22 protein-coding genes and 1 other RNA gene are annotated in these 23,374 nt (G+C 66.4%); 12 read left to right on the top strand and 11 right to left on the bottom strand.

All coding sequences use genetic code 11. The annotated features are described in order from the left end of the window. Window positions 1–49 precede the first annotated feature (49 nt). The 4 genes from OK349_RS18735 (at window position 50) to OK349_RS18720 (ending at window position 8,488) form a co-directional block, all read left to right on the top strand. Complete coding sequence (locus tag OK349_RS18735) at window positions 50–2,167, top strand: S9 family peptidase (RefSeq protein ID WP_265119440.1); 2,118 nt, start codon at window positions 50–52, stop codon at window positions 2,165–2,167. A gap of 20 nt (window positions 2,168–2,187) precedes the next feature. Continuing rightward, window positions 2,188–4,332, top strand: a complete 2,145-nt coding sequence (gene ligA, locus OK349_RS18730; RefSeq protein ID WP_265119439.1) for an NAD-dependent DNA ligase LigA — start codon at window positions 2,188–2,190, stop codon at window positions 4,330–4,332. A gap of 133 nt (window positions 4,333–4,465) precedes the next feature. Further along, the gene (locus OK349_RS18725; protein WP_265119438.1) at window positions 4,466–7,948 is read left to right on the top strand and encodes a TonB-dependent receptor; all 3,483 of its coding nucleotides are present in this window, start codon (window positions 4,466–4,468) and stop codon (window positions 7,946–7,948) included. Window positions 7,949–8,083: 135 nt separating this feature from the next. Then, on the top strand, window positions 8,084–8,488 hold the full coding sequence (locus tag OK349_RS18720; RefSeq protein WP_265119437.1) for an NIPSNAP family protein: 405 nt from the start codon (window positions 8,084–8,086) through the stop codon (window positions 8,486–8,488). Here the strand turns inward: OK349_RS18720 and ffs are convergent. The 5 genes from ffs to OK349_RS18695 all read right to left on the bottom strand — a co-directional run bounded on the left by ffs (window position 8,489) and on the right by OK349_RS18695 (window position 11,990). Continuing rightward, window positions 8,489–8,587, bottom strand: an RNA gene (ffs, locus tag OK349_RS18715) — signal recognition particle sRNA small type. A 52-nt stretch (window positions 8,588–8,639) separates the two neighbouring features. Further along, window positions 8,640–9,503 carry a class A beta-lactamase gene (bla, locus tag OK349_RS18710; protein WP_265119436.1) on the bottom strand — a complete coding sequence of 288 codons (864 nt, stop codon included), beginning with the start codon at window positions 9,501–9,503 and terminating at the stop codon, window positions 8,640–8,642. After that, window positions 9,500–9,835 (bottom strand): 2Fe-2S iron-sulfur cluster-binding protein, encoded by a 336-nt coding sequence (locus OK349_RS18705; protein WP_265119435.1) that lies wholly within the window; start codon window positions 9,833–9,835, stop codon window positions 9,500–9,502. The genes bla and OK349_RS18705 overlap by 4 nt, the downstream gene beginning before the upstream one ends. Then, the gene (locus OK349_RS18700; RefSeq protein ID WP_265119434.1) at window positions 9,832–10,926 is read right to left on the bottom strand and encodes a cysteine desulfurase family protein; all 1,095 of its coding nucleotides are present in this window, start codon (window positions 10,924–10,926) and stop codon (window positions 9,832–9,834) included. Before OK349_RS18700 ends, OK349_RS18705 begins: the two co-directional genes overlap by 4 nt. After that, on the bottom strand, window positions 10,923–11,990 hold the full coding sequence (locus OK349_RS18695; protein WP_306310673.1) for a cysteine desulfurase family protein: 1,068 nt from the start codon (window positions 11,988–11,990) through the stop codon (window positions 10,923–10,925). The genes OK349_RS18700 and OK349_RS18695 overlap by 4 nt, the downstream gene beginning before the upstream one ends. A 117-nt stretch (window positions 11,991–12,107) precedes the next feature. Here OK349_RS18695 and OK349_RS18690 point away from each other — a divergent pair, with 117 nt between their 5' ends. Together OK349_RS18690 and OK349_RS18685 are read left to right on the top strand one after the other, a co-directional pair. Further along, the gene (locus tag OK349_RS18690) at window positions 12,108–12,764 is read left to right on the top strand and encodes an alpha/beta hydrolase (RefSeq protein WP_265119433.1); all 657 of its coding nucleotides are present in this window, start codon (window positions 12,108–12,110) and stop codon (window positions 12,762–12,764) included. A gap of 77 nt (window positions 12,765–12,841) precedes the next feature. Continuing rightward, on the top strand, window positions 12,842–13,114 hold the full coding sequence (locus OK349_RS18685) for a hypothetical protein (protein ID WP_265119583.1): 273 nt from the start codon (window positions 12,842–12,844) through the stop codon (window positions 13,112–13,114). Between the two features lie 74 nt (window positions 13,115–13,188). On the opposite strand, the gene OK349_RS18680 is transcribed toward OK349_RS18685, so the two are convergent. Beyond that, window positions 13,189–13,446: a hypothetical protein gene (locus OK349_RS18680; RefSeq protein WP_306310671.1), complete on the bottom strand. Its 258-nt coding sequence runs from the start codon at window positions 13,444–13,446 to the stop codon at window positions 13,189–13,191. A 20-nt stretch (window positions 13,447–13,466) separates the two neighbouring features. On the opposite strand from OK349_RS18680, the gene OK349_RS18675 reads away from it, so the two are divergent. Together OK349_RS18675 and OK349_RS18670 are read left to right on the top strand one after the other, a co-directional pair. Next, on the top strand, window positions 13,467–13,934 hold the full coding sequence (locus OK349_RS18675) for a GFA family protein (RefSeq protein WP_265119432.1): 468 nt from the start codon (window positions 13,467–13,469) through the stop codon (window positions 13,932–13,934). A gap of 105 nt (window positions 13,935–14,039) precedes the next feature. Continuing rightward, window positions 14,040–14,495 carry a hypothetical protein gene (locus tag OK349_RS18670; protein WP_265119431.1) on the top strand — a complete coding sequence of 152 codons (456 nt, stop codon included), beginning with the start codon at window positions 14,040–14,042 and terminating at the stop codon, window positions 14,493–14,495. A gap of 24 nt (window positions 14,496–14,519) precedes the next feature. Here OK349_RS18670 and OK349_RS18665 read toward each other — a convergent pair whose 3' ends face one another. Further along, a complete protein-coding gene (locus tag OK349_RS18665; RefSeq protein WP_265119430.1) occupies window positions 14,520–14,693 on the bottom strand; it encodes a hypothetical protein in 174 nt (57 codons plus the stop codon). 101 nt (window positions 14,694–14,794) lie between these two features. Between OK349_RS18665 and OK349_RS18660 the strand changes: the two genes are divergently transcribed. Continuing rightward, complete coding sequence (locus tag OK349_RS18660) at window positions 14,795–15,226, top strand: hypothetical protein (RefSeq protein WP_265119429.1); 432 nt, start codon at window positions 14,795–14,797, stop codon at window positions 15,224–15,226. Between the two features lie 4 nt (window positions 15,227–15,230). Beyond that, the gene (locus OK349_RS18655) at window positions 15,231–16,040 is read left to right on the top strand and encodes a ferredoxin--NADP reductase (protein ID WP_265119428.1); all 810 of its coding nucleotides are present in this window, start codon (window positions 15,231–15,233) and stop codon (window positions 16,038–16,040) included. A gap of 207 nt (window positions 16,041–16,247) precedes the next feature. Here OK349_RS18655 and OK349_RS18650 read toward each other — a convergent pair whose 3' ends face one another. Then, the gene (locus OK349_RS18650; protein ID WP_265119427.1) at window positions 16,248–17,888 is read right to left on the bottom strand and encodes a PQQ-dependent sugar dehydrogenase; all 1,641 of its coding nucleotides are present in this window, start codon (window positions 17,886–17,888) and stop codon (window positions 16,248–16,250) included. Between the two features lie 473 nt (window positions 17,889–18,361). Next, window positions 18,362–19,330, bottom strand: a complete 969-nt coding sequence (locus OK349_RS18645) for a threonine ammonia-lyase (RefSeq protein ID WP_265119426.1) — start codon at window positions 19,328–19,330, stop codon at window positions 18,362–18,364. Window positions 19,331–19,479: 149 nt separating this feature from the next. Here OK349_RS18645 and OK349_RS18640 point away from each other — a divergent pair, with 149 nt between their 5' ends. Both OK349_RS18640 and OK349_RS18635 read left to right on the top strand, forming a co-directional pair. Beyond that, window positions 19,480–20,688, top strand: coding sequence for a type III PLP-dependent enzyme (locus OK349_RS18640; protein ID WP_265119425.1), 1,209 nt, complete (start codon window positions 19,480–19,482; stop codon window positions 20,686–20,688). Between the two features lie 166 nt (window positions 20,689–20,854). Next, entirely contained in the window at window positions 20,855–21,298 is a 444-nt protein-coding gene (locus tag OK349_RS18635) for a VOC family protein (protein ID WP_265119424.1), read from the top strand. A gap of 31 nt (window positions 21,299–21,329) precedes the next feature. Here the strand turns inward: OK349_RS18635 and OK349_RS18630 are convergent, their stop codons facing one another. Further along, window positions 21,330–21,980 (bottom strand): adenylate kinase, encoded by a 651-nt coding sequence (locus OK349_RS18630; RefSeq protein WP_265119423.1) that lies wholly within the window; start codon window positions 21,978–21,980, stop codon window positions 21,330–21,332. Between the two features lie 27 nt (window positions 21,981–22,007). Further along, on the bottom strand, window positions 22,008–23,372 hold the full coding sequence (gene secY / locus OK349_RS18625; RefSeq protein ID WP_265119422.1) for a preprotein translocase subunit SecY: 1,365 nt from the start codon (window positions 23,370–23,372) through the stop codon (window positions 22,008–22,010). Window positions 23,373–23,374: the final 2 nt, after the last annotated feature.

The raw sequence follows: 23,374 nt of genomic DNA, 5'->3' as shown, positions 1-23,374 counted from the left end.
GTGTATCAGCTTTGCGCCACACCTCCCGCCATATTACTGGGAGAATCGCATGTCCCGCTGGCTCCGCCGCGCGTTGATCTTGAGCCTCACCACCACCGGTCCCGCGTTCGCCCAAGAAACTCCCAAGCCTCCGGTCGCCGCCAAGAAGCCGCACCAGGTGAAGGCGCCGTTCGGCGCGAGCCGGGAGGACGAATATTACTGGCTGCGCGACGACACGCGGAAGAACGCGGAGATGCTGGCCTATCTCAAGGCCGAGAACGCCTATGCCGACGCAGTGATGGCGCCGACCAAGCCGGTGCAGGAGGCGCTGTACAAGGAGATTGTCGGCCGCATCAAACAGGACGACAGCACCGTCCCCTATCTCGACAATGGCTACTGGTACTACACGCGCTTCGAGACCGGCGGAAACTACCCGATCGTCGCGCGGCGCAAGGGCCAGATGGACGCGGCGGAGGAGATCATCCTCAACCAGCCGGAGATGGCCAAGGGCGCGAACTTCTTCTCGATCGGCGGGCGCCAGGTCAGCCGCGACAACCGCCTGCTCGCCTATGCCGAGGACAAGATCGGCCGCCGCCAGTACGTGCTCAAGATCAAGGACCTGACCAGCGGCCAGGCGCTGGCCGACGAGATCCCCAATGCACAGCCCGGCTTCGCCTGGGCGGGCGACAACAAGACGATCTTCTACATCGAGAAGGACCCGGTGACTTTGCTCGGCAAGCGGGTGAAGGCGCATGTGCTGGGCACGCCGGTGAGCCAGGACCGGCTGGTCTATGAGGAGAAGGACGACACCTTCTCGCTCGGCATCGGCACGACGAGCTCGGAGAAATTCGTTTGCATCTACATCGGCAAGACCGTCAGCGATGAGCAGCGCTGTGCCCCGGTGGACAATCCCGCGACCTTCACCGTGCTCGCGCCGCGCGAACGCGACTTCCTCTATGGCGCGGACCATGTCGGCGACCGCTGGGTGATCCGCACCAACTGGCAGGCGCCCAACTACCGGCTGATGACCGTGCCCGACAGTGCGACGGGCGCGGGCAAAGGTGCGTGGAAGGATCTGGTGCCGCATAGCGCGGAGACGTTCATCGAAGGGTTCCAGCCCTTCGCCTCCTACCTCGCGATCGAGGAGCGCTCGGGCGGCAACAAGCGCCTGCGGCTGCTCGGCAATGACGGCAAGTCGAACTTCGTCGAAGCCGACGAGCCGGCCTATTCGATGGCGCTGAGCACCAATGCCGAGACCGCGACCGACTGGGTCCGCTACACCTACAACTCGCTCACCACCCCTGCGACGGTGATCGAGGCGAATATGAAGACCGGCGAGCGCAAGACGCTCAAGGTCACGCCGGTGCCCGGCTACGACAAGGCCAAATATGTGACCGAACGCGTATGGGCGACCGCGCGCGACGGGACCAAGGTTCCGGTGAGCCTGGTCTATGCCAAGGGCTTCAGGAAGGACGGCAGCGCCGCGCTGTTCCAGTACGCCTATGGCAGCTACGGCTATTCGACCGATCCGGGCTTCTCGCCGATGCTGCCGAGCCTGCTCGACCGCGGCATGGTCTATGCCATCGCGCATATCCGCGGCGGGCAGGAAATGGGCCGCAAATGGTATGACGACGGGCGGATGTTCAACAAGAAGAACAGCTTCACCGACTTCATCGACGTCACCGAATATCTGGTGAAGGCGGGCTATGCCAAGCAGGGCCGAGTCGCCGCGATGGGCGGCAGCGCGGGCGGGCTGCTGATGGGCGGCGTCACCAACATGGCGCCGCAGGATTATGGCGCGATCATCAGCCTGGTCCCGTTCGTCGACGTCGTGACGACGATGCTCGATCCGACCATCCCGCTCACCACCGGCGAGTATGACGAGTGGGGCAATCCGGAGAACAAGGCGAGCTACGACTATATGCTCAGCTACTCGCCCTACGACCAGCTGGCGCGGAAGGCCTATCCGCCGATCTTCGTCGGCACCGGGCTGTGGGACAGCCAGGTGCAATATTACGAGCCGGCCAAGTACGTCGCGCGGCTGCGCACGCTGAAGACCGATACCCACCCGCTGCTGTTCCGCGTCAATATGGAAGCAGGGCATGGCGGCAAGTCGGGGCGCTTCGAGCGCTTCCGCGAGCAGGCCGAATATCTCGCCTTCGCGCTGGACCAGTTGAAGGTGCAGTGACGGCGCGGTAGCGGGGAGCGATGAGCACGCTCCCCGCCCCTGAAGAAATGGGCCCGGCCGAAGCCGCCGCCGAACTCGAAATGCTGGCGAGCGAGATCGCGCGCCACAACCGGCTCTACCATACCGACGACGCGCCCGAGATCAGCGACGCCGACTATGACGCGCTGATGCGGCGCAATGCGGCGATCGAGGCGGCCTTTCCCGACCTCGTCCGCGACGACTCGCCCTCGAAGCTGGTCGGCGCCACCCCCGCCGGACATCTCGCCAAGGTGCGGCATGCCCAGGCGATGATGAGCCTCGACAACGCATTCTCCGACGACGAGGTGGTCGAGTTCGTCGCGCGCGCGCGGCGCTTCCTCAAGCTCGGCGAGGAGGACCGCGTCGCGCTCACCGCCGAGCCCAAGATCGACGGCCTGTCCTGCTCGCTGCGCTACGAGAAGCGCAAGCTGGTGCTCGCCGCGACGCGTGGCGACGGACAGACCGGCGAGAATGTCACGCCCAACGCGCTGACGATCGACGATATCCCGACCGAGCTGCCCGCCGATGCCCCGGACGTGTTCGAGGTGCGCGGCGAGGTCTATATGGCGAAGGACGACTTCCTCGCGCTCAACGCCCGGCTGCTCGCCGAGGCCGAGGAAGCGGGCAAGGAAGCACGCCAGTTCGCCAACCCGCGTAACGCCGCCGCCGGATCACTGCGCCAGAAGGACGCCGCGGTTACCGAGTCGCGCCCGTTGCGTTTTCTCGCGCATGGCTGGGGCGAGGCTTCGGCGGTGCCAGGCGCCACCCAATATGAAGTGATGAAGACGATCGAGCGCTGGGGCTTCCCGGTCCACCCGCTGCTCGTCCATTGCGCGCAGGTCGAACCCGCGCTGGCGCAGTACCGCAAGATCGAAAAGCAGCGCGCCGATCTGCCCTTCGACATCGACGGCGTGGTCTACAAGGTCGACCGGCTCGACTGGCAGGCGCGGCTGGGCAGTGTCGGGCGCGCGCCGCGCTGGGCGATCGCGCACAAATTCCCGGCCGAGCGGGCCGAGACCACGCTCAACGCGATCGACATCCAGGTCGGCCGCACCGGCAAGCTCACCCCTGTCGCGCGGCTCGAACCGGTGACGGTGGGCGGCGTCACCGTCACCAACGCGACGCTGCACAATGCCGACGAGATCGCCCGCCTAGGCGTGCGCCCCGGCGACCGCGTCGTGCTGCAGCGCGCCGGCGACGTGATCCCGCAGATCGTCGATAACCTCACGCGGGAGGAGGCGCGCGACGCCTGGCTGTTCCCGACTCACTGCCCGATCTGTGAGTCCGAGGCGACGCGCGAGGAGGGCGAGGTCGACTATCGCTGCACCGGCGGGCTGATCTGCCCCGCCCAACGCCACGAGCGCCTGCGCCACTTCGTCAGCCGCGGCGCGCTCGACATCGAGGGGCTGGGCGACAAGACGATCGCCGAGTTCCTCGAGCTCGGCTGGATCGCCGAGCCGGCCGACATCTTCCGCCTCGCCGCGCATCGCGATGAGCTGCTCGGGCGCGAGGGATGGAAGGACAAGTCGGTCGACAACCTGCTCGCCGCGATCGAGGCCAAGCGGTCGCCCGATGCCGTGCGGCTGCTGTTCGGCCTGGGCATCCGTCATATCGGGTCGGTCACCGCGCGCGACCTGCTCAAGCGCTATTCCACCCTGCCCGCGATCCAGGCGCTGGCCGACGAGGTGATCGCGCTGCGCGACGCGATGGCACCGAACGAAGGCGAGGAGCCGGGCAAGTTCCAGGGCCGGCTCGACAAGGCGATCGCCGAGCATATCGGGGTCGAGAATGTCGGCGCCGCGGTGGGCCATGCGCTCGCCGATTTCTTCCACGAGCCGCACAATCGCGCAGTGTGGGACGATCTGCTCGCCGAGGTTACCCCCCCGCCCTTCGTGATCGAGGCGCGCGACTCGGAAGTGAGCGGCCAGACGATCGTGTTCACCGGCAGCCTCGAGACGCTGAGTCGCGACGAGGCGAAGGCGCAGGCTGAGTCGCTCGGCGCACGAGTCGCCGGATCGGTGTCGGCGAAAACCGATCTCGTCGTCGCCGGACCGGGGGCCGGATCGAAGCTCAAAAAGGCCGCGGAACTGGGGATTCGCGTGATCGACGAGGCGCAATGGGGGGCGATTGTCGCCGCCGCCAGGTGATGCTTTTTTGCAACGCACAACGGGCTTGAATCAATTGTAACAATCCCGCAAAGAATCCTCCCCATGGGCGGGCGCAAGACGGCGAATATCGCCGCATGCGCAGGCTTTCAGAGCCGATCCTAAGGGGACAATAATGCGAAACCATCTGCTTTTCGGTGCGGCCGTCGCCGCGCTCGTGATTCCTGCCGCCGCGAGCGCGCAACAGATCACCTCGGGCATCGTCGGCACCGTGACCGACGAGAACGGCGCACCGCTCGCCGGCGCGAACGTGACGATCACCGACACCCGCACCGGCGCCGAGCGCACGCTGACCACGGGCAGCGAAGGCACCTTCGCCGCGACCGGCCTGGTCACCGGCGGTCCCTACACCGTCGTGGCGGCCGCCGCCGGCCATGAAGGCCAGACGGTCAACGACATCACCACCACCCTGCAGGGTAACACCAGCCTGACCTTCGCGCTCGCCTCGGGCGGCGGCGAGATCGTCGTGACCGGCAGTCGCGTTCGCGCGACCACGCTCGCGGTCGGCCCCGGCACCTCGTTCGGCGCCGAAGTCCTTGCGGCGGCGCCCAGCTTCAACCGCGACGTACGCGACGTGATCCGCATCGATCCGCGCGTCAGCCTCGACCGCGACGACGGCGGCTCGGGCCAGGACCGCATCTCGTGCCTCGGCGGCAACGACCGCGGCAACACCTTCACCGTCGACGGCATTCCGCAGAGCGACATCTACGGCCTCAACGACACCGGCTTCTCGTCGCGTTCGTCGACCCCGTTGCCCTATGACGCGATCCGCGAGACCCAGGTCCAGTTCGCGCCGTTCGACGTCGACTATGGCCAGTTCACCGGCTGCGCGATCAACGTGATCACCAAGTCGGGCACCAACGAATATACCGCCAGCGCCTTCTACGAATATTCGGACTCGGACCTGCGCGGCACTACCGTCGACGGCCGTCCGGTCGCCAGGATCAACCCGGAGCGGCGCTGGGGCGTGGCGCTCGGCGGCCCGATCATCAAGGACCGCCTGTTCATCTACGGCGCCTATGAGCATCACGAGGCCGGCCAGTCGCAGGACGACGGCCCCACCGGCGCAGGCTATGCCAACCAGCAGAACGGCATCAGCCTGGCGCAGTTCAACGAGATCCGCCAAGTGCTGCAGAGCACCTACGGCATCGACACCGGCGACCTGGTCTACAGCCGCGACTATACCAACGACCGCTACTTCGTCCGCGCCGACCTCCAGATCAACGACCAGCATCGTCTCGAGGCGACCTATCAGCGCCTTGAGGAATCGACGGTGCGTCCGGACGACCTGTTCACCGGCAACTCGCCCCAGGCGATCGGCGCGAACACCTTCTACAAGAGCGGCACGGTCTCCGATTATTATTCGGGCCGTCTCTACTCGCAGTGGACCGACCAGTTCTCGACCGAGCTGCGCTATTCGCGTTCGGAGATCCAGGATCTGCAGGATCCGATCGGCGGCGGCGAGGCGCAGTCGGGCAACCCGATCCCGCGCATCATCGTCGGCATCGACAACGCCACCGGCAACGACGGCGCGGTGCTCGCCGGCCCGGGCATCTCGCGCTCGGCCAACGACCTGCGCACCACGGTCGAGCAGTATCGCGCGGTCGCCAAGCTCTCGGCTGGCAACCACAACTTCAAGCTCGGCTTCGAGCTGAACAAGGCCGACCTGTTCAACCTGTTCGTGCAGAACGCGACGGGCACGCTGGTCTTCCGCAACATCAACGACCTGCGCGCCGGCCTGCTCTCGCCGGGCCTGGGCAACAACCAGACCAGCACCACGCCGGCCAACGTCGTATCGGGCCAGACCGAGGGCGCGTTCGGCAACTTCACCTCGACCGGCGACGTCACCAGCGCGGCGGCGGCGTTCGACCGCAGCATCTACTCGGCCTATCTGCAGGACGAGTGGCGCGCGACCGACGCGCTGAAGGTCACCGGCGGCGTTCGCATCGACTGGTATGACGGCGGCGCGCCCCGGCACAATCCGGTGTTCGCGCAGCGTTACGGCTTCAGCAACGGCAACGGCTTCAGCAAGCTCGAGCCGATGGTCCTGCCGCGCGTGGGCTTCACCTATGACTTCAACAACGAGGGGCTGTTCAGCCGCTCGCAGCTGGTCGGCGGCGTCGGCATCTTCTCGGGCGGCGACCCGCTGGTGTGGTTCGGCAACGCGTTCCAGAACGACGGCCGCGGCTTCGCCACCGGCAACAGCCAGGCGGCGGGCTGCCCGGCGGGCCAGATCTCGGTGCTCTCGGGCGGCCAGTTCACCGGCGTGCCGACCTGCATCCGGCAAAATGCGATCGATCTGGCCGCTGCCGGCCGCGGCAACACCCAGTCGATCGACCCGGATCTCAAGATGTCGACGGTGATCCGCGCCAACCTCGGCTTCCGCACCCAGCTGAACTTCGGCGAGAGCGGGTTCTTCAGCCGCTGGAACGCGAACCTCGACTATATCTACTCGGAGTATCGCAACCCGTTCACGCTGGTTGACCTCGCCCAGACGATCGATACCCGCAAGGGCCTGAACGGCTACACGATCGACGGCCGTCCGATCTACTCGGCGGTGGACCTGCTGCAGACGGGCTGCACCGGCCGCCTGGTCAATCCGGGCTCGCCGCCGGTCTATGCGAACGTCAACGCGGCGTGCTTCACCAACACCGCGAACCGCTTCGACGAGCTGATGCTCACCAACTCGAAGGGCTTCCGCAGCCATGTCGCGTCGTTCCTGCTTTCGAAGAACTTCGAGGGTGGCCTGATCGTCGAGAACGGCTCGACCTGGGTGTCGTTCGGCTATGCGTACACCAACTCGCATGACCGCCGGAACATGTACAACTCGACCGCCGGCTCGAACTACGACCAGACTGCGGCGTTCGACCGTCAGAACCCCGACTCCTCGCCGGGCTTCTACCAGAGCAAGCACAACTTCACCTTCGCGACGAACTTCAAGAACGAGTTCGTGGCGGACCTGGCGACCTCGTTCGGCTTCACCTTCGTGGCGCGTTCGGGCCGTCCGTACAGCCTGACTTGGACCGGCGGCGGCGCGTTCAACAACACCAACTCGGGCAACGACAACGCACTTGTCTACATCCCGACCGGTGCGAACGACCCGAACATCTCGCCGCTGTCGAACGCGACGGCGGTGGCGGACCTGGTGAAGTTCGCGAACAGCCTGGATTGCGCGAAGAAGTTCATCGGCCGCACGGTGACGCGCAACAGCTGCACCAATGACTGGTACTTCGATCTTGATCTCACGATCTCGCAGGAGCTGCCCGGACCGGGCCGCCTCTTCGGGCGCAACGACAAGATCAAGCTCTACGGGATGTTCGACAACTTCCTGAACTTCATTGACGACAGCTGGAACGTCCAGCGCCGCCGCAACTTCTACGGCGTGCAGGACATCGCCTCGCTCGGCACCACCACGGTGAACGGCGTGTCGAGCGTGGTCGATGCGCAGGGCCGCTACATCATCAACGGCTTCACCGGCGGCAGCTACCCCAACAACGGGGACACCTTGGCTGCCAACTCGTCGTTCATCACGGACAACGCGATCAACGTCTCCTCGTCGGTGTGGCGCTTCAAGATCGGCGTCAGCTACGAGTTCTGATCCCCGCGATCAGGATCGAAACGAAGCCGCCGCTCCGGAAACGGGGCGGCGGTTTTCGTTTGGGGCCGACCGATTGGCTGGCCGTTGACGGCTCATCCCGCGCCCACCACCTTCGCGGCAGCTAAGGAGAGCAGGATGCCGCGAGAAATCATCGTGCTTGCCGCACTCGCAGTTGCAGCGCCGGCCCCGGCGCAGAACCACGTTGTCCCTGCGCCGGTCTATCAGCTGCGCATCTACGAGCTTTATCCGCAGACCAAGGCGGCATTCCACGACCGCTTCCGCGACCACGCCATGCGGATCATGAAGCGGCACGGGTTCAAGATCGTGTCGATGTGGGAGACGGGCACGGCGGACAAGCCGCAATTCGCCTATCTGCTGCGCTGGCCGAGCGAAGACCGGATGAAGGCGGCCTGGGCCGCGTTCATGGCAGACGAGGAATGGGCACGGATCAAGCGCGAGACCCCGGCCGCGCACCGCCCGATCGTCGGCGAGATCCAGGATCGCACGATGCGCCTGACCGACTATTCCCCGCCGATGTGAGAAGGTGGGAGCCGGGACGACCCGACACGAAAATCGTTACGGCTGCTTCCTTCCGGACCTGACCGGGTTGGCGACGGCATCGTCCGCCCGACTCCCGCGGCGCATATGGGGGAAACCTCCCCCGATTGCAACGTTCGGGCAAATGCAGGTGTCAGGCGAACAGCAGCCCCACCAGCTCGCCAACCTTGACATGCGCCGCGTTGGCCTGGGCCAGCGGCAGCATCGGCGCGTCCATGTAGCAGGTGATCAGGATCGGCTTGCGCCCCGGCGGCACGGCGATCGCGACGTCGTTGACATAGCCCTCGCCGCTGGTGCCGGTCTTGTCGCCGACGCGCCAACTCTTGGGCAGGCCCGCGCGAAGGCGCTCCTTGCCGGTGGGCGAGGCTTCCATCCAGCCGATGAGCTTGGTGCGGGAAGCGGGCGACAGCGTCTCGCCGAGCAGCAGCGCGTTGAGCAGCCACAGCATCGCCTGCGGCGTGGTGGTGTCGCGCACCTCGCCGTTGCGGACGATGTTGAGCGTCGGCTCGTCGCGGTCGGAACGCGTGATCACATCGCCTGTCGAGCGGATGAACTTGGTGAGCCCGCGCGGGCCCGAGATCTGGCCGAAGACGAGGTTCGCCGCGCTGTTGTCGCTCACCTCGACCGCCGCCTGGAGCAGCGTCTCGATCGGCAGCGCGCCCTTGGCGAGGTTCGCCTTCACCACCGGCGCATGACTGAGCACGTCCGCCTCGCTGAAGCGAATCTCGCGCGCGAGGTCGATCTCGCCGCGGTCGGCGCGCGCCAGCACCGCCGCGGCGAGCGGCACCTTGAAGGTCGAGCACATCGCGTATCGCGCTTCCGCACCGTCGAAGAAGCGCCGCCCGGTACCGCTGTCATAGACCGCGAGGCCGAGCCGCCCGCCGGTCTCCTCGCGGATGCGCTCCAGCGCGCTCTTCTTCTGCGCGAGCGCGGTGGCGGGGAAAGCAGCGAGCGCGGCGGCGCCCGCGATCATGTCGCGGCGAGTCGGTGTCATCATCGTCCCTGCATATCGCGATGTTCTGACGGGAGCCTGACCGTCAATCCGTCGAGCGACGGATCGAGCACGATCTGGCACGAAAGCCGGCTGGTGCGCGTCGCGCCCACCGCGAGGTCGAGCATGTCTTCTTCCTCCTCGCTGGCGCGCGGCAGCCGGTCGAAATCTTCCGGGTCGACGATGACGTGGCAGGTCGAACAGGCCATCTGCCCCTCGCACGTCCCCTCGAGCGGCATGCCCTTGGCCTGCCCCAACTCGAGCAGCCGGTCACCCGGCGCCGCCTCGGCCTCGCAGGCGAGGTCGCCGTCGGGGGTGAGGAAGCGCACGCGGATCATGCGGCGAACCTCTGCTCGCGCGCCGCGGCGTCGATCCGTTCGACCGCGCCGAGCAGTTCCTCCTCGGTGGTGTAGCGGCCGAAGCCGAGCCGGATGCTCGACCGCGCGTCGGCGTCGGACAGGCCGATCGCCTTGAGCACATGGCTCGGCCGCCCCGATCCGCTGGCGCAGGCCGAGCCGGCCGAGAAGGCGATGTCGCGCAAATCGGACATCAGCCGCGCGACGTCGAGGCCGGGGTAACGCATGTTGAGATTGCCGGGGTAACGCTCGCCCTGCGAGCCGTTGAGCGCCCAGCCAGCCCCGCCCAGCGCCTGATAGGCCTTGCGATGCAGCTGCGCGACATGCCCGCGGTCGGCGCCGAAGCGCTGCTTGGCGAGCGTGGCGGCCGCGCCGAACCCCGCGCACAGCGCCGGCGAGAGCGTGCCCGAACGCCCGCCCGGCTCCTGTCCGCCGCCGTGGAGCAATGGCTCCAGCGTCACGCCGTCGCGGACCCACAACGCGCCGACGCCCTTGGGTCCGTGGATCTTGTGCGCCGATACCGCGACCAGATCGCATGTCTCGGGGATGATCTCGCGGCCATAGCCCTGCACCGCGTCGCACAGCAGCAGCGCGCCGGCCTGCTTGGCCAGCGTCGCCAGTTCCTCGAGCGGCTGGATCGTGCCGATCTCGTTGTTGACCAGCATCACCGCGACGAGGCCCGTGCCCGGCCTGATCGCGGTGCGCGCCGCGGTCAGATCGACCAGCCCGTCGCTGCCCACCGACAGCACCGTCACCTCGCGCCCGCGCCACGCTTCGGCCGCGACGGTATCGAGCACCGCGGCATGCTCGGTGGCGATCGTCACGATCGGGCCGGTGCTGCCCTTGATCGCCCAGTTCAATGCCTCGGTCGCGCCGCTGGTGAAGCTGACGGTGCCATTGTCGGGCATCAGGTCGGCGACCGCCTCGCGCGCAACCTCGACCGCGGCCTTGGCCTTGCGCCCGGGCGCGTGCGCCGAATGCGGGTTGGCGAAGTCGTCGCTCAGCCAGCTGCGCATCGCCTCCAGCGCCTCGGGCGCGAGCGGGGTGGTTGCCTGATAGTCGAGATAGGTCATCCTGCCTTCGCCGCTGCCCCCATAGCGATGTCGATCCACGTATCGGTGAACCGCCTAATCTCCTCAGCCGTGGTCGACCAGCCGGTGCTCACCCGGATCGTCCGCGCCGCCACCTCGGGCTCTACCCCGAATGCCTCGAGCACCCGGCTCTGCTTGAGCGTGCCGGAGGCACAGGCGCTGCCCGCCGACACGGCGAAGCCCTTCAAGTCGAAGCGCACCAGCTGCGCCGCGGCGCTAAGATTCGGCATCGCGATCGCGCTGATCGCGCTCACCGTTTCGCCATAGCCGGTTAGACGCTGCGCGCCATAGGTTTCGAGCGTGCGGAACATGTCCATCAGCGCCTGGTGCCGGTCCGCATCAGCCGCGTCGCACTTCGCCGCCCATGCCTCGACCGCCGCGGCGAAGCCGAGCACCGCCGGAAGGTTCTCGGTGCCACCGCGATAGCCGAACTCCTGACCGCCCGACGGCTCGAGCAGCCCGAGATCGCCGACCAGCAGCGCGCCGACGCCGATCGGCCCGCCGAGCTTGTGCGCGGAGATCACGAGCATCTGCCCCCGCCGCGGGAAGCGGTTCAGCCCCCAGAGCTGCGAGGCATCGGTCACGAACACCCCTCCGCCCGCCTCGATCATCGGGGCATAAAGCTCGATCGGCTGGACCTTGCCCGTCTCGGGATTGACCCACTGGATCGCGATCACCGGCCGGTCTTCCGCGGCCAGCGCATCCTCGATCGCATCGGGATCGACATCCCATTCGCGGTTGACCGGCAGCACCCCGGCACCCGGCGCCGCGCGCAGCACCGCGTCATGCTCGACCGAGCTGTGCCAGCGCCGTCCCCCCTTCGCGCGCCGCAGCGCGATCCGCAGCGCCTCGCTCGCCCCGCTGGTGAAGATGACGTGTCCTTCCCAGCCCAGCGCCGCCTTGATCCGCTCGCGCGCCTCCTCCAGCGCGGCGCGCGCGGCGCGCCCCTCGGCATGCGGCGAGGACGGATTGGCCCAGCGCAGCATGCCCTCGATCATCGCCTCTCGCGCCTCCGGGCGCATCTGCGAAGTCGCGGCATGGTCCAGATAAATGCGCTCGGTCAGGGCGGGACTCGTTTGAAATTGCGTGCGGGGGCTTCCCGACTATATAGCCAGCATCACTTTCCGCGCCACCGCGCGTCCCACATTCTAAGCAGGTAGCTCTTGCCCGAAGTCATCATCCCCGGTCCCGAAGGCCGTCTCGAAGGCCGTTTCTCCCCCGCACCGCGCCCGCGCGCGCCCGTCGCGATGATCCTCCACCCGCATCCCAATGCGGGCGGGACGATGAACAACCGCATGGTGCAGGAGCTCTACAAGACCTTTCAGCGCCGCGGCTTCGCGACGCTGCGCTTCAACTTCCGTGGCGTCGGCAAGAGCCAGGGCACGTTCGACAACGGCATCGGCGAGCTGTCCGACGCCGCGAGCGCGCTCGACTGGGTACAGAGCTTCCATCCCGAGGCCTCGACCACCTGGATCGCGGGCGTCAGCTTCGGCGCATGGATCGGCATGCAGCTGCTGATGCGCCGCCCGGAGATCCGCGGTTTCATCTCGGTCGCACCGCCAGCGAACATGTACGACTTCACCTTCCTCGCCCCCTGCCCCTCCTCGGGCATCATCATTCAGGGCGAGGCGGACGAGGTGGTGACGCCGAGCGCGGTCCAGAAGCTGGTCGACAAGCTGCGCACCCAGAAGCACATCACCATCCATCACGACACCATCCCGGGCGCGAACCATTTCTTCGAGCACGAGATGGATCAGCTGATGGGCAGCGTGGACAAGTATCTGGACATGCGGCTCGACCCCAACTCGCCGATTCGGTGAGGGCGTTCCGCGCTAGGACCAAATGTTTGAAGGCCGGAGCCGATTGCTCCGGCCTTTTGCTTTCCGGGGTTTGATCCATGAGCCATGAAGCGACCGACATCATCGTCACCTGGGGCCGGGAATTCTGCCAGGCGATCGCGGAGATCGTTCCCGCAACCGGCCAGGATGCGCTGGAAGTCTATGATTCGGTATTCGACGAGGATCCGACCCTCGAACGGCTCCGGCGGATCGGGCCGGACCAGATCACGCAACTCCGTGATGCGGCCAACGAATTGTTCGAGTTCGATCAGATCGAGGACCGGCACATTGCCGACGCGGTACGAAACACCGCCTGGCATTGGGCCGACTGACCCGTTGATCCCCGGCCCTTCCCCCGATTGCGCGGGCACCTCATAGGCTGCGCTGTCGAGCAGGATGACGCCTTTCAGCTGCGCCATGCCGACCCCTGCACGCGCGAGATATATGGATCGGTGCCGATCAGCGCGGCGAGATGCGCCCCCGCGCTATGCTCGGCGAGCACGATCCGCGAGGGATCGACGCCCAGCACGCGGGCGTCGCGGATCAGCCGTGCGGCGAGATCAGCGGCGGCAGGATCGATCGGATACGCACAGCTCGCACCTGTCGGTTGGTCGAAAAAAGCTACCCCGCGCCGCGCCGTGCGGCCATCAAAACAGTGTATCAATTTGTCGCGAGGGAAGACCCATGAAGCGCATCGACGTCACGGTAACGGGCGGCTGCCAGTGCGGCGCGGTCCGCTACCGGGCGAGCGCGATGCTCGACAATGCGCATCTCTGCCATTGCCGGATGTGCCAGAAGGCGGTGGGCAACCTCTTCGCCGCGCTAGTCGCCGCACCCAACGATGCGCTTGAATGGACCCGCGGCACGCCCGCCGCATTCCGCAGCTCCGAACATGTCGATCGCGGCTTCTGCGCAGCGTGCGGGACCCCGCTCTATTATCGCAACCTCAAGGGCAGCCGCACCAACCTCACCATCGGCTCGCTCGACGATCCCGCCGCCTTCCCGCCCAAGACGCAGATGGGCACCGAGGCGCGGATGCCGTGGTTCGGCGACTTGCCCGCGCTGGAGGATATCGGCGCAACCGAGGCGCAGGATGCGGACTGGGCCGCGGCCATCGCCGCGAGCAACCGGCAGGCGCCGGATCTGGATTGATCGGTCGAACCGGGCGACTTGCACGGTGACGCGTGTGGCAGGCGTTGGCTTCCGCAATGCCCCTGTCGCATCATTCCGGCAGCTCATGCTCCAGGGAGCGCGCGCATGGCGTACGCCACATCGAAGATGATCCTGTTCGCCGGCTTGGCGAGTCTGGCGCTGGAGGCGCAGGCTGGGGCGCCGGGCATGGGCGGTGCCGCGCAGCCGGTGGCTCAGAAAACCTCCCGCCCCTGCTCCCCGGACAGCCTTTCGCAGGCCGAGCAGCAGCGGCTGATGAACGGATATCGCCAGCGGCTGCGGACCAGCGGCAAGGCAGCGGCGCAGGCCTGGGCAAGAGTCGAGTCGGACCGCGCATATCGGCAGCTCGTCGCCGAGGGCGTCTGCCCGGGACCAAGCCCCCAGAACCGGCAGACCGCCCAGGCGACCCGCCGTGCCGCACCCAAACGCCTCCTCAACAAGCAGGGCAAGCCGTGCAAGCGGATCGAAGTGGAGAACCAGGTCTTTCCGAATTTCGGCGGGGCGCCAATGACGATGGGGCTGGTGAGCGTCTGCAAGGACTAAGGTCCCGTCACGATCGGCGCCGCCCTAAATCGTCCAGATCAGCACATTCCCCAGCGCCACCAGCGCGCAGACGATCATCAGCACACCCTTTTGCCGCTCACCCTTACGGATGAACCACACACCGCCCCACGCCAACGCGAAGGCGGCGAGCATGAGCAGCGCGAGGACGGTGGCGCCGGCGGTGGGAAGTTCCTGCATGGCCAAACCCATGCCCAAAGCGGGCCTTCGCGTCGAGCCAAGATATAATTGCGATTGACTCGCAATAGCCGATCGTTAGGAAGGCGCGGAAGGGAGCGCCCGTGTATCATTATCTCGACCGCAGCGTCTCGTCGCTCGATCTCGGCGGACGGTTCCTCGTCTGGGCGCTGCGCGGTTGGGTGCAGGCGGTCGGCCATCGCATCTGCCCGTGCAACGCATTGATCGAGGGGTTCACGCGCTGGAGCGCGGCGGAGGCATTGCAGCCCTTTTCGATGGCCATGGCAATTCTTCATTGCGAAGCGCGCGAACCGCTCTATTTCCGCGCCCCGGGCCATAGCCGCGTCAGCGACGACGAGGCGCTGCTGCTCGACCTGTTCGAGCAGGCGCCGCGCCGGCCCCAAGGCGAGATGCGGGAGATGCTGGGGATGATCGTGCCCCCGGAGAGTGCGCCCGCGCTCCACCTCGCGATCGAAACCGCGGCGGCGGCGCTGGAGGCAATCGGCCTCAGCCCGTCGGCGCAAACTGGAACCTGAAGTGATGAGTGACCGCAACCACATCCCCCTCGCCCCCTCGGCGGCGCTGACGGTCGAGACCGTGACCAGCGTGCGTCACTGGAACGAGCATCTGTTCAGCTTCACCATCACGCGCCCGCAGAGCTTCCGCTTCCGTTCGGGCGAGTTCGTCATGCTCGGCCTGCCGGGTGAGGGCCGCCCGCTGCTGCGCGCCTATTCGATCTCGAGCCCTGCCTATGCCGAGGAACTCGAATTCCTGTCGATCAAGGTGCCCGACGGCCCGCTGACCTCGCGGCTCCAGCTCGTCCAGCCCGGCGACCAGGTCTTCCTCGGCCGCAAGCCCACCGGCACGCTCGTCACCGACGCGCTGCTGCCCGGCAAGCGGCTGTTCTTCCTGTCGACCGGCACCGGCCTCGCACCGTTCCTGAGCCTCGCGCGCGATCCCGACGTGTACGACCTGTTCGGCCAGGTGCTGCTGGTCCATTCGGTGCGCCGCGTCAGCGACCTCGCTTTCCGCACCGAGCTCGAGGCGCAACTCGCCGGCGACCCGCTGGTGCAGGACCAGGCGCTGCTCCAGTTCGGCTATCTCCCCACCGTGACGCGCGAGCCCTTCCCGACCAACCAGCGCATCGGCACGCTGATCGAGAATGGCGCGCTGTTCGGCCCGCAGATGGGCGGCCCCAAACATCTCGACCCGGAGACCGACCGCATCATGCTGTGCGGCAGCATGGAGATGATCAAGGACCTCTCCGCGATGCTCGATGGCCTCGGGTTCGAGGAGGGCTCGAACGCCAAGCCGGGCCACTATGTGATCGAGCGCGCGTTCGTGGGGTGAGGACGGCATGCCGTCGTCGATTTCCGCTATTGGGTGGGAAGCGGACGTTAAACGTCCGCAAGTGTGCACCGGACGTCATTCAGATCATGAGAGGGAACGGGTAGCGCGCCCCGCCCGCGCGTGTGACTTGCTTGCAAAAAAAGCCCGTGTTCCTTCGCCGTGCGGGCTTTTGCGTCTGGACCAGAAGATTTTCTCTGGGCCTTGCCGTCAAGGCGCGGCGGCTACCCGGTGGATTTCCCCGAAGGGCCCATCGCCGGCGCGTGCCTTGAAATCCAGCAGGTAGAGATCGCCGCTGAGTGTCAGCCCGAAGCTGGAAATCTCCTCGAGGAAATAGGGAGCTTCCGTGCTTTGCTGTGGAATTGCAAAGTCCAACGTGCGGTTCTCCACGCTGGTGAACGGCAAAGTCTGACCCAGCACCAATTGGCTTGCCGGAATGCTGTAGACGTTTCCGAGCAGATAGTCGGCGAACACGTAATGCCCGTTCAACGAGGCGATGGGCCCGCGATAGACGACGCCGCCCAAGATTGAACCTAGGATCGAATTGGCGCGGCGGCCGGCGGTGTGGGGATACAGCAGGACGGGTGCCGTCAGGCCGGTGGGAGCGACGCCCTTGTAAGGGGTGGTCCCTTGCAGAAAGGGCCAGCCGAAATTCATGCCCGGCTGGTCGATCGGCATGACATTGATCTCATCAGCTACGCTTTCGCTGACTTCGGCGATAATCAGCCGGTTGCCATCGAAGCTGGCGCGGCGTGGGTTGCGGAGCCCCATGGCGAAGACATAGGGATTGCCGCCCCCGCCGATGAACGGATTGCCGGGCGCGGGCGCGAAGACCGTGGTCCCGCTCGACCTATCGACCTGGATACGCAGGATCTTGCCCAGCAGACTGTTCGGATTCTGGGCGTTGTCGAAGGGATCGCCGGTGCCGCCGCCGTCGCCCGTCCCGACATAGAGATATCCGTCAGGTCCGAACGCCATCCAGCCGGCGTAATTGATCGGGCTTTGCAACTGGCGCGGGATCAGCATCAGCCGGCGAGGCGCACGGCCATCCCGGTTGACCTCGACGATCTCGGACGAATGGTCCGGCAGCGTTCTGTGCTGGAGCGCGAAGCCCGACGTTGCATAGTTGAAAAGCGGGACGAACCCCAGCTGACCCATCTCCTCCTCGCCGTCACCAGACCCGCCGGCAGGCAGGAAGCTGCCGCCACCTTCATCGCTATTAGTGCGGTGCTGCCAGACCGTGCCGTCCTTTCCGCCGATAAAAAATGCGTTGTTGGCAGCGGGATGCGAGACAAGCAGAAGTGGCTTTCGGTGGAAAAATGCCCAGTTATTGTTGACGACGACGATACCCTCGGTGCTGTTGGCGACGGCGATCCGCACGTCCAGCGTACTCGCGAGCGTGCCGTCGCTGGCGCGGACCTGCACTTCGTAGATATTGTCGCGATTGGAATCGCCTGGCAGGTCGTAATTAGGCGCGGCGACGAAGTTGACACCGCCCCCCGGCGTGATGCTGAAGCGCGCCGCATCGTTGCCGCCGGAAATCGTATAGGTGATCGGATCGCCATTCGGGTCGGTTGCGACGGCCGCGTAGGTACCGGTGTTGTTCTCGAGAATGCTGGCGGTCGTCGCGGAAGTGAAAATGGGCGCTGAATTGGGTGTGGGGGTCGGTGTCGGGGTGGGCGTGCCACCGCCGCCACCGCTTCCGGGGCTGTCGCAGGCCGCGAGGCTGAGGAGCGTGGCGAGAGCAAATATGGATGTCCGCAACTGAACCGCCCCTAATCTTTGTAGCGCACACGACCACCCGGTCTTGTCAGAGCAGAGCGCAGAATATTTTTCAGCATGCGGGGTCATCCAAATGGCGCGGCACAATGCTCTCCCTCAATTAGAGGATGCGACCTGTTTCAGGAAGTCCAGGCGTGATCGCGAATGTCCGCTGTTGGGCGCTAGCTGCCGCTTCTCTTCTCCGTTATCCCGGCCTCGTGCCGGGATCCACGGTGCCACGAATGGTGCGATGGAGCCTCTTGCTTCCAACTCGCCTCCCGGTGGATCCCGGCACAAAGCCCGGATGACCACTGAATTGCCAAGCTCTGCAACCGCCTCGTTACCTAACCAGCCGCAAAACCCACCTGCCTCTTCCAATGTTGGAATTCATCTGATCTATCCTGATCGGTGGAACACCGGCCAGTATCTCCCTATTCCGACACCCGCACCGCTGCCGCGCGCTCGGCGCTTGCCCACCGAGTCGCAGGCGCGAACCTGCCGCGGTCCCGGCGCATCTCCCACGAACACCGCGTTTTCCGTCACTTCGACAACCGGTCGAACGCTCAGTCCGTCCCCGCCAGCACCTTCGCGTACGCCTTCGGATCGGCGTTCCCGCCCGACAGCACCACGAGCGTGTCCGGTGTCGGATCGACCTTCCCGGCCAGCAACGCGGCGAGCGCTACCGATCCGCCCGGCTCGACCACCAGCCGCAGCCGCCGCGCCGCCCAGCGCTGCGCATCGCGTACCTCGGCCTCGCTCACCGTCACCCCGCTCGCATCGCGCCGCGACAGCACGTCGAAGGTGAGTTGCGCGGGCTGGAAGGTCTGCAGCGCGTCACACGCGGTCGGCGGCGGCGAATCGCCGACCGATTCGATCCAGCCATTGGCGAGGCTGCGGCACATATCGTCCCAGCCCTCGGGCTCGACGATGATGGTCTGCGCCTCGGGCAGCGCCAGCGTCACGCCCGCGGCGAGCCCGCCGCCGCCGCACGGCACCACCACCTGGCCGGGATCGGGCAGCCGCATCTCCGCCGCCTGGGTCAGCACCTCGATGCCGATGCTCCCCTGCCCCTCGATGATCCACGGATCATCGAACGGCGGCACCAGAGTCGCGCCGCGGGCATGGGCGAGATGCGCGGCGATCTTGATGCGATCCTCCTTCATCCGGTCATAGGCGACGACCTCGGCGCCCAGCGCCAGCGTCGCCTCGCGCTTCGCCGCCGGCGCATCGGCGGGCATCACGATCACCGCGGGCATGCCGAGCCGCCGCGCCGCCCAGGCCACGCCCTGCGCGTGATTGCCCGAGGAGAAGGCGACCACGCCCTTGTCCTTGTGCTCGGGCGCAATCGCGGTGAGCCGGTGCCACGCGCCACGGATCTTGAACGCGCCGATCGGCTGCAGGCATTCGGCCTTGAACATCACGGGAATCCCGCGGATGTCCGCCACCAGCAGCGGGGTCGGCGGGAGAATCGCCGCCACCTTCGCCGCCGCGTCGCGTACCCCGGCCCGGGTCGGCTGTCGCAAAATCGTCACAAATCACCCCGCATCGCAGATTTGACCCCCGAATCGCTTTACAAGGGGGGGTCTCGACCCTATGTGAGCGCTCCGCTGCCCCATGGGACTTCCACCGCAAGGCAGTGTTTTTCACCGTATGCCGGCAAGGCAATTGGAGGTCCCTTGAGTTGCACAAGCATCATAGCGCGCTCGGGCTAGCGAAAGCCCTTCGTCCCGTCGAGCCGGTAACGCTCGTTCGTCCGCACGCAGCAAAGCGAGCCGCCCGATTCTTCGTCGAGAAGTTTCCGGGAACGGTTCTCTATGCCGTGAAGGCGAATCCCTCCCCCGAATTGCTGCAGATCCTGTGGGACAGCGGCGTGACGCATTACGACGTCGCGTCGATCGGCGAGGTGCGCATGACGCGCCGGACCCTGCCCAAGGCGACGCTGTGCTTCATGCACCCGGTCAAGGCCGAGGAAGCGATCGAGGAAGCGTATTTCGTCCACGGCGTGCGCACCTTCAGCCTCGACACGATGGACGAGCTCGAGAAGATCGTGCGCGCCACCCGCGGCGCGCAGGACCTGAACCTGTGCGTGCGCATCCGCGTCTCGTCGGATCACGCGAAGCTCAGCCTCGCCGCCAAGTTCGGCGCGGAGCCCGAGGACGTGAAGGAGCTGCTCGTCGCGACCCGCCAGGTGGCAGACGCGCTCGGCATCTGCTTCCATGTCGGATCGCAGGCGATGACCCCGGCGGCCTATGCCGAGGCGATGGAGCGCGTGCGCGCCGCCATCGTCGCCTCGTCGGTCACGGTCGACATCGTCGATGTCGGCGGGGGCTTCCCCTCGACCTATCCGGGGATGGAGCCGCCACCGCTCGAGGCTTATTTCGGCGTGATCCACAACGCGTTCGAGAACCTCCCGATTTCGTACAGCGCCGAGCTGTGGTGCGAGCCGGGCCGGGCCCTCTGCGCCGAGTACAGCAGCCTGATCGTCCGCGTCGAGAAGCGCCGCGGCGACGAGCTCTACATCAACGACGGCGCCTATGGCGCGCTGTTCGATGCGGCGCATGTCGGCTGGCGTTTCCCGGTCACGCTGCTGCGTGAGGGCGTCGATGCCGAGACGGCGGAGTTCAGCTTCTACGGCCCCACCTGTGACGATCTCGATCACATGGCGGGTCCGTTCGAGCTTCCGGCTGACGTGCAGGCGGGCGACTATATCGAGGTGGGCATGCTCGGCGCGTACGGCGCGGCGATGCGCACCGCGTTCAACGGCTTCGGCTCGGACGTGGTGCACGAAGTGACCGACGAGCCGATGGCGACGCTCTATTCGGGCATCGCGATCGAGCGCCCGAGCAACGTCGTCCGCATGGACCAGTTCAAGCGCCGCGCACGCCGCTGAGGCTGCCAGCCGGACCAGAGAAACAGGGCCGTCGTCCCCCGGGGCGGCGGCCCTTTTCTTTGCACGGGCGAACGGCCTGCTGACACCAAAACGCAGCTTGAGCGTCTATAGTGCCTTGGGATCGCGCGCCGCGCGGCCCGATCGAATCACCGAAGGAGAGGCTACAATGAAAATCGTGACCAGCCTGAGTTTCCAGGGCCAGTGCCGCGAGGCCTTCGAGTTCTACGCCGGTGTGCTCGGCGGCAAGGTCAGCGCCGCCATCCCCTATGGCGACGGTCCTCCGGACATGCCGGTGGGCGAGCAATACAAGGACTGGCTGATGCATGCCTGGCTCGACGTCGGCGATCAGGCGATCATGGGTGCGGACATGGACACCGACTGGGCGCCCAATGTCGACAAGCCCAAGAACGGCTTCGACGTCACCCTGCACACCGAGGACAAGGCCGAGGCCCAGCGCTGGTTCGAAGCGCTGTCGGAGGGCGGCCGCGTGGTGATGCCGTTCGCCGAGACCTTCTGGTCGCCGGGCTATGGCTCGCTGGTCGACAAGTTCGGCGTGCCGTGGATGGTCAACACCAACCCGTCGGAAGGCTGGACCCCGTCGCAGTCCTGACCGTGAAGGGCGGGGGCCACGGCCCCTGCCCTCACTTTCCGTCGAGGATCGCCTCGATCGCGTCGGTCACCTCGGCGATGTCGGCCATGCCGTCCACGCGCTTCACCAAGCCGCGCGCTTCGTAGATCGGCAGGATCGGCGCGGTCTTGGCGCGATACTCGGCCATGCGCGTGCGCACGGTTTCCTCATTGTCGTCGGGACGGCGCTTGAACTCGGTGCCGCCGCACTGGTCGCATTTGCCCTCGACCTTTGGCAGCTTGAACTTGTCGTGATAGCCCTCGCCGCAGGTCGCGCAGGTGAAGCGGCCGGTGATGCGCTCGACCAGCGCGTCCTCGTCCACCACCAGCTCGATCACATGGTCGAGCTCGCGCCCGCGTGCGGCCATCAGCTCGTCGAGCAGTTCGGCCTGGCGGGCGGTGCGCGGATAGCCGTCGAAGATGATCCCCGTCTCGGCGCCGAGCTTGTCCATATGCTCGCCCAGGATCTGCGCCATCAGCTCGTCCGGGAAGAACTTGCCGGCCTTCATGATCTCGTCGGCGAGCTTGCCGACCTCTGTGCCTTCCTTGACCGCGGCGCGCAGGATGTCGCCGGTCGAGAGCTGAACCATGCCGCGCTCGTCCTCAAGCCGTGACGCCTGGGTGCCCTTGCCGGCCCCCGGAGGCCCCAACAGGATGATGTTCACGCCAATTCCCCTCTGTTGCCGCTCCGCTTAGCGGAGTCGGCCGCCCTTCAGCTTCGCCTTCTTGATCAGGTCGCCATATTGGTGCGCCAGCAAATGCGACTGGATCTGGGTCACCGTATCCATCGTCACGTTGACCACGATCAGCAGGCTGGTGCCGCCCAGATAGAAGGGGATCGCGAGCGCCGACACAAGATATTCCGGCAACAGGCAGATCACGGTGAGATAGGCCGCGCCGATCACGGTGATGCGGGTCAGCACGTAATCGAAATAGGCCTCGGTGTTCTTGCCCGGGCGGATGCCGGGGATGAACCCGCCATATTTCTTGAGGTTCTCGGCCGTCTCCTCGGGGTTGAACACCACCGCGGTGTAGAAGAACGAGAAGAAGATGATGCCTGCGCCGTAGAGCAGCATGTACACCAGGCTGCCGTGCTGCAGATACTGGTTGAGGCTGATGATGAAGTCGCCCCACCAGCCCTGACCCGCCTGCTGCTGGCCGGCGAACTGGCTGATCGTCAGCGGCATCAGCAGCAGCGACGACGCGAAGATCGGCGGGATCACGCCCGCGGTGTTGATCTTGAGCGGCAGATGGCTGCGCTCCGACTGCACGCCGCGCTGCGTCTGGCGCTTGGGATACTGGATCAGGATACGGCGCTGGGCGCGCTCCATGAAGCAGATGAAGAGCACGAGACCGGCGACTGCGGCGATGATCCCGACCAGCGCGATCGGGTTCATCGATCCGGTGCGGCCACCTTCGAACAGCTGGACCAGCGTGGTCGGCAGGTGCGCGACGATGCCGGCCATGATGATGAGGCTGATGCCATTGCCGACACCGCGGCTGGTGATCTGCTCACCCAGCCACATCAGGAACATGGTGCCACCGATGAGGCTGACCACCGCGGCGATGCGGAACAGCATGCCAGGATCGACCACGGGAGCGAGACCCTGGTTGGCGCCGAGCGTCTCGAGCCCGACCGCGATGACATAGCCCTGCACCGCGGTCAGCGCGACGGTGCCGTAGCGGGTGTACTGGTTGAGCTTCTTGCGCCCGCTCTCACCTTCCTTCTTGATCGCGGCGAGCGCCGGCGACAGCGAGGTGGCGAGCTGCACCACGATCGAGGCGGTGATGTACGGCATCACGCCGAGCGCGATGACCGACATGCGCTCCAGCGCGCCGCCCGAGAAGGTGTTGAAGAAATCGAGCACGCCGCCCTGGGTGCGCTGCGCGAGCAGGCCGAGCTGGGTCGGGTCGACGCCCGGCAGCGGCACGAAGCTCAGCATCCGGAAGATGATCAGCGCGCCGAGCGTAAACCACAGGCGCTTCTTGAGTTCGGTGGCCTGGCCGAATTTGGACAGGTTCAGGCCGGAGGCGAGTTGATCGGCTGCGGATGCCATGT

Source organism: Sphingomonas sp. BT-65, assembly GCF_026107375.2.
GTDB lineage: Bacteria > Pseudomonadota > Alphaproteobacteria > Sphingomonadales > Sphingomonadaceae > Sphingomonas.
Note: the sequence above shows the minus strand (reverse complement) of the source record. Positions and strands in the feature narration are given on the sequence as shown.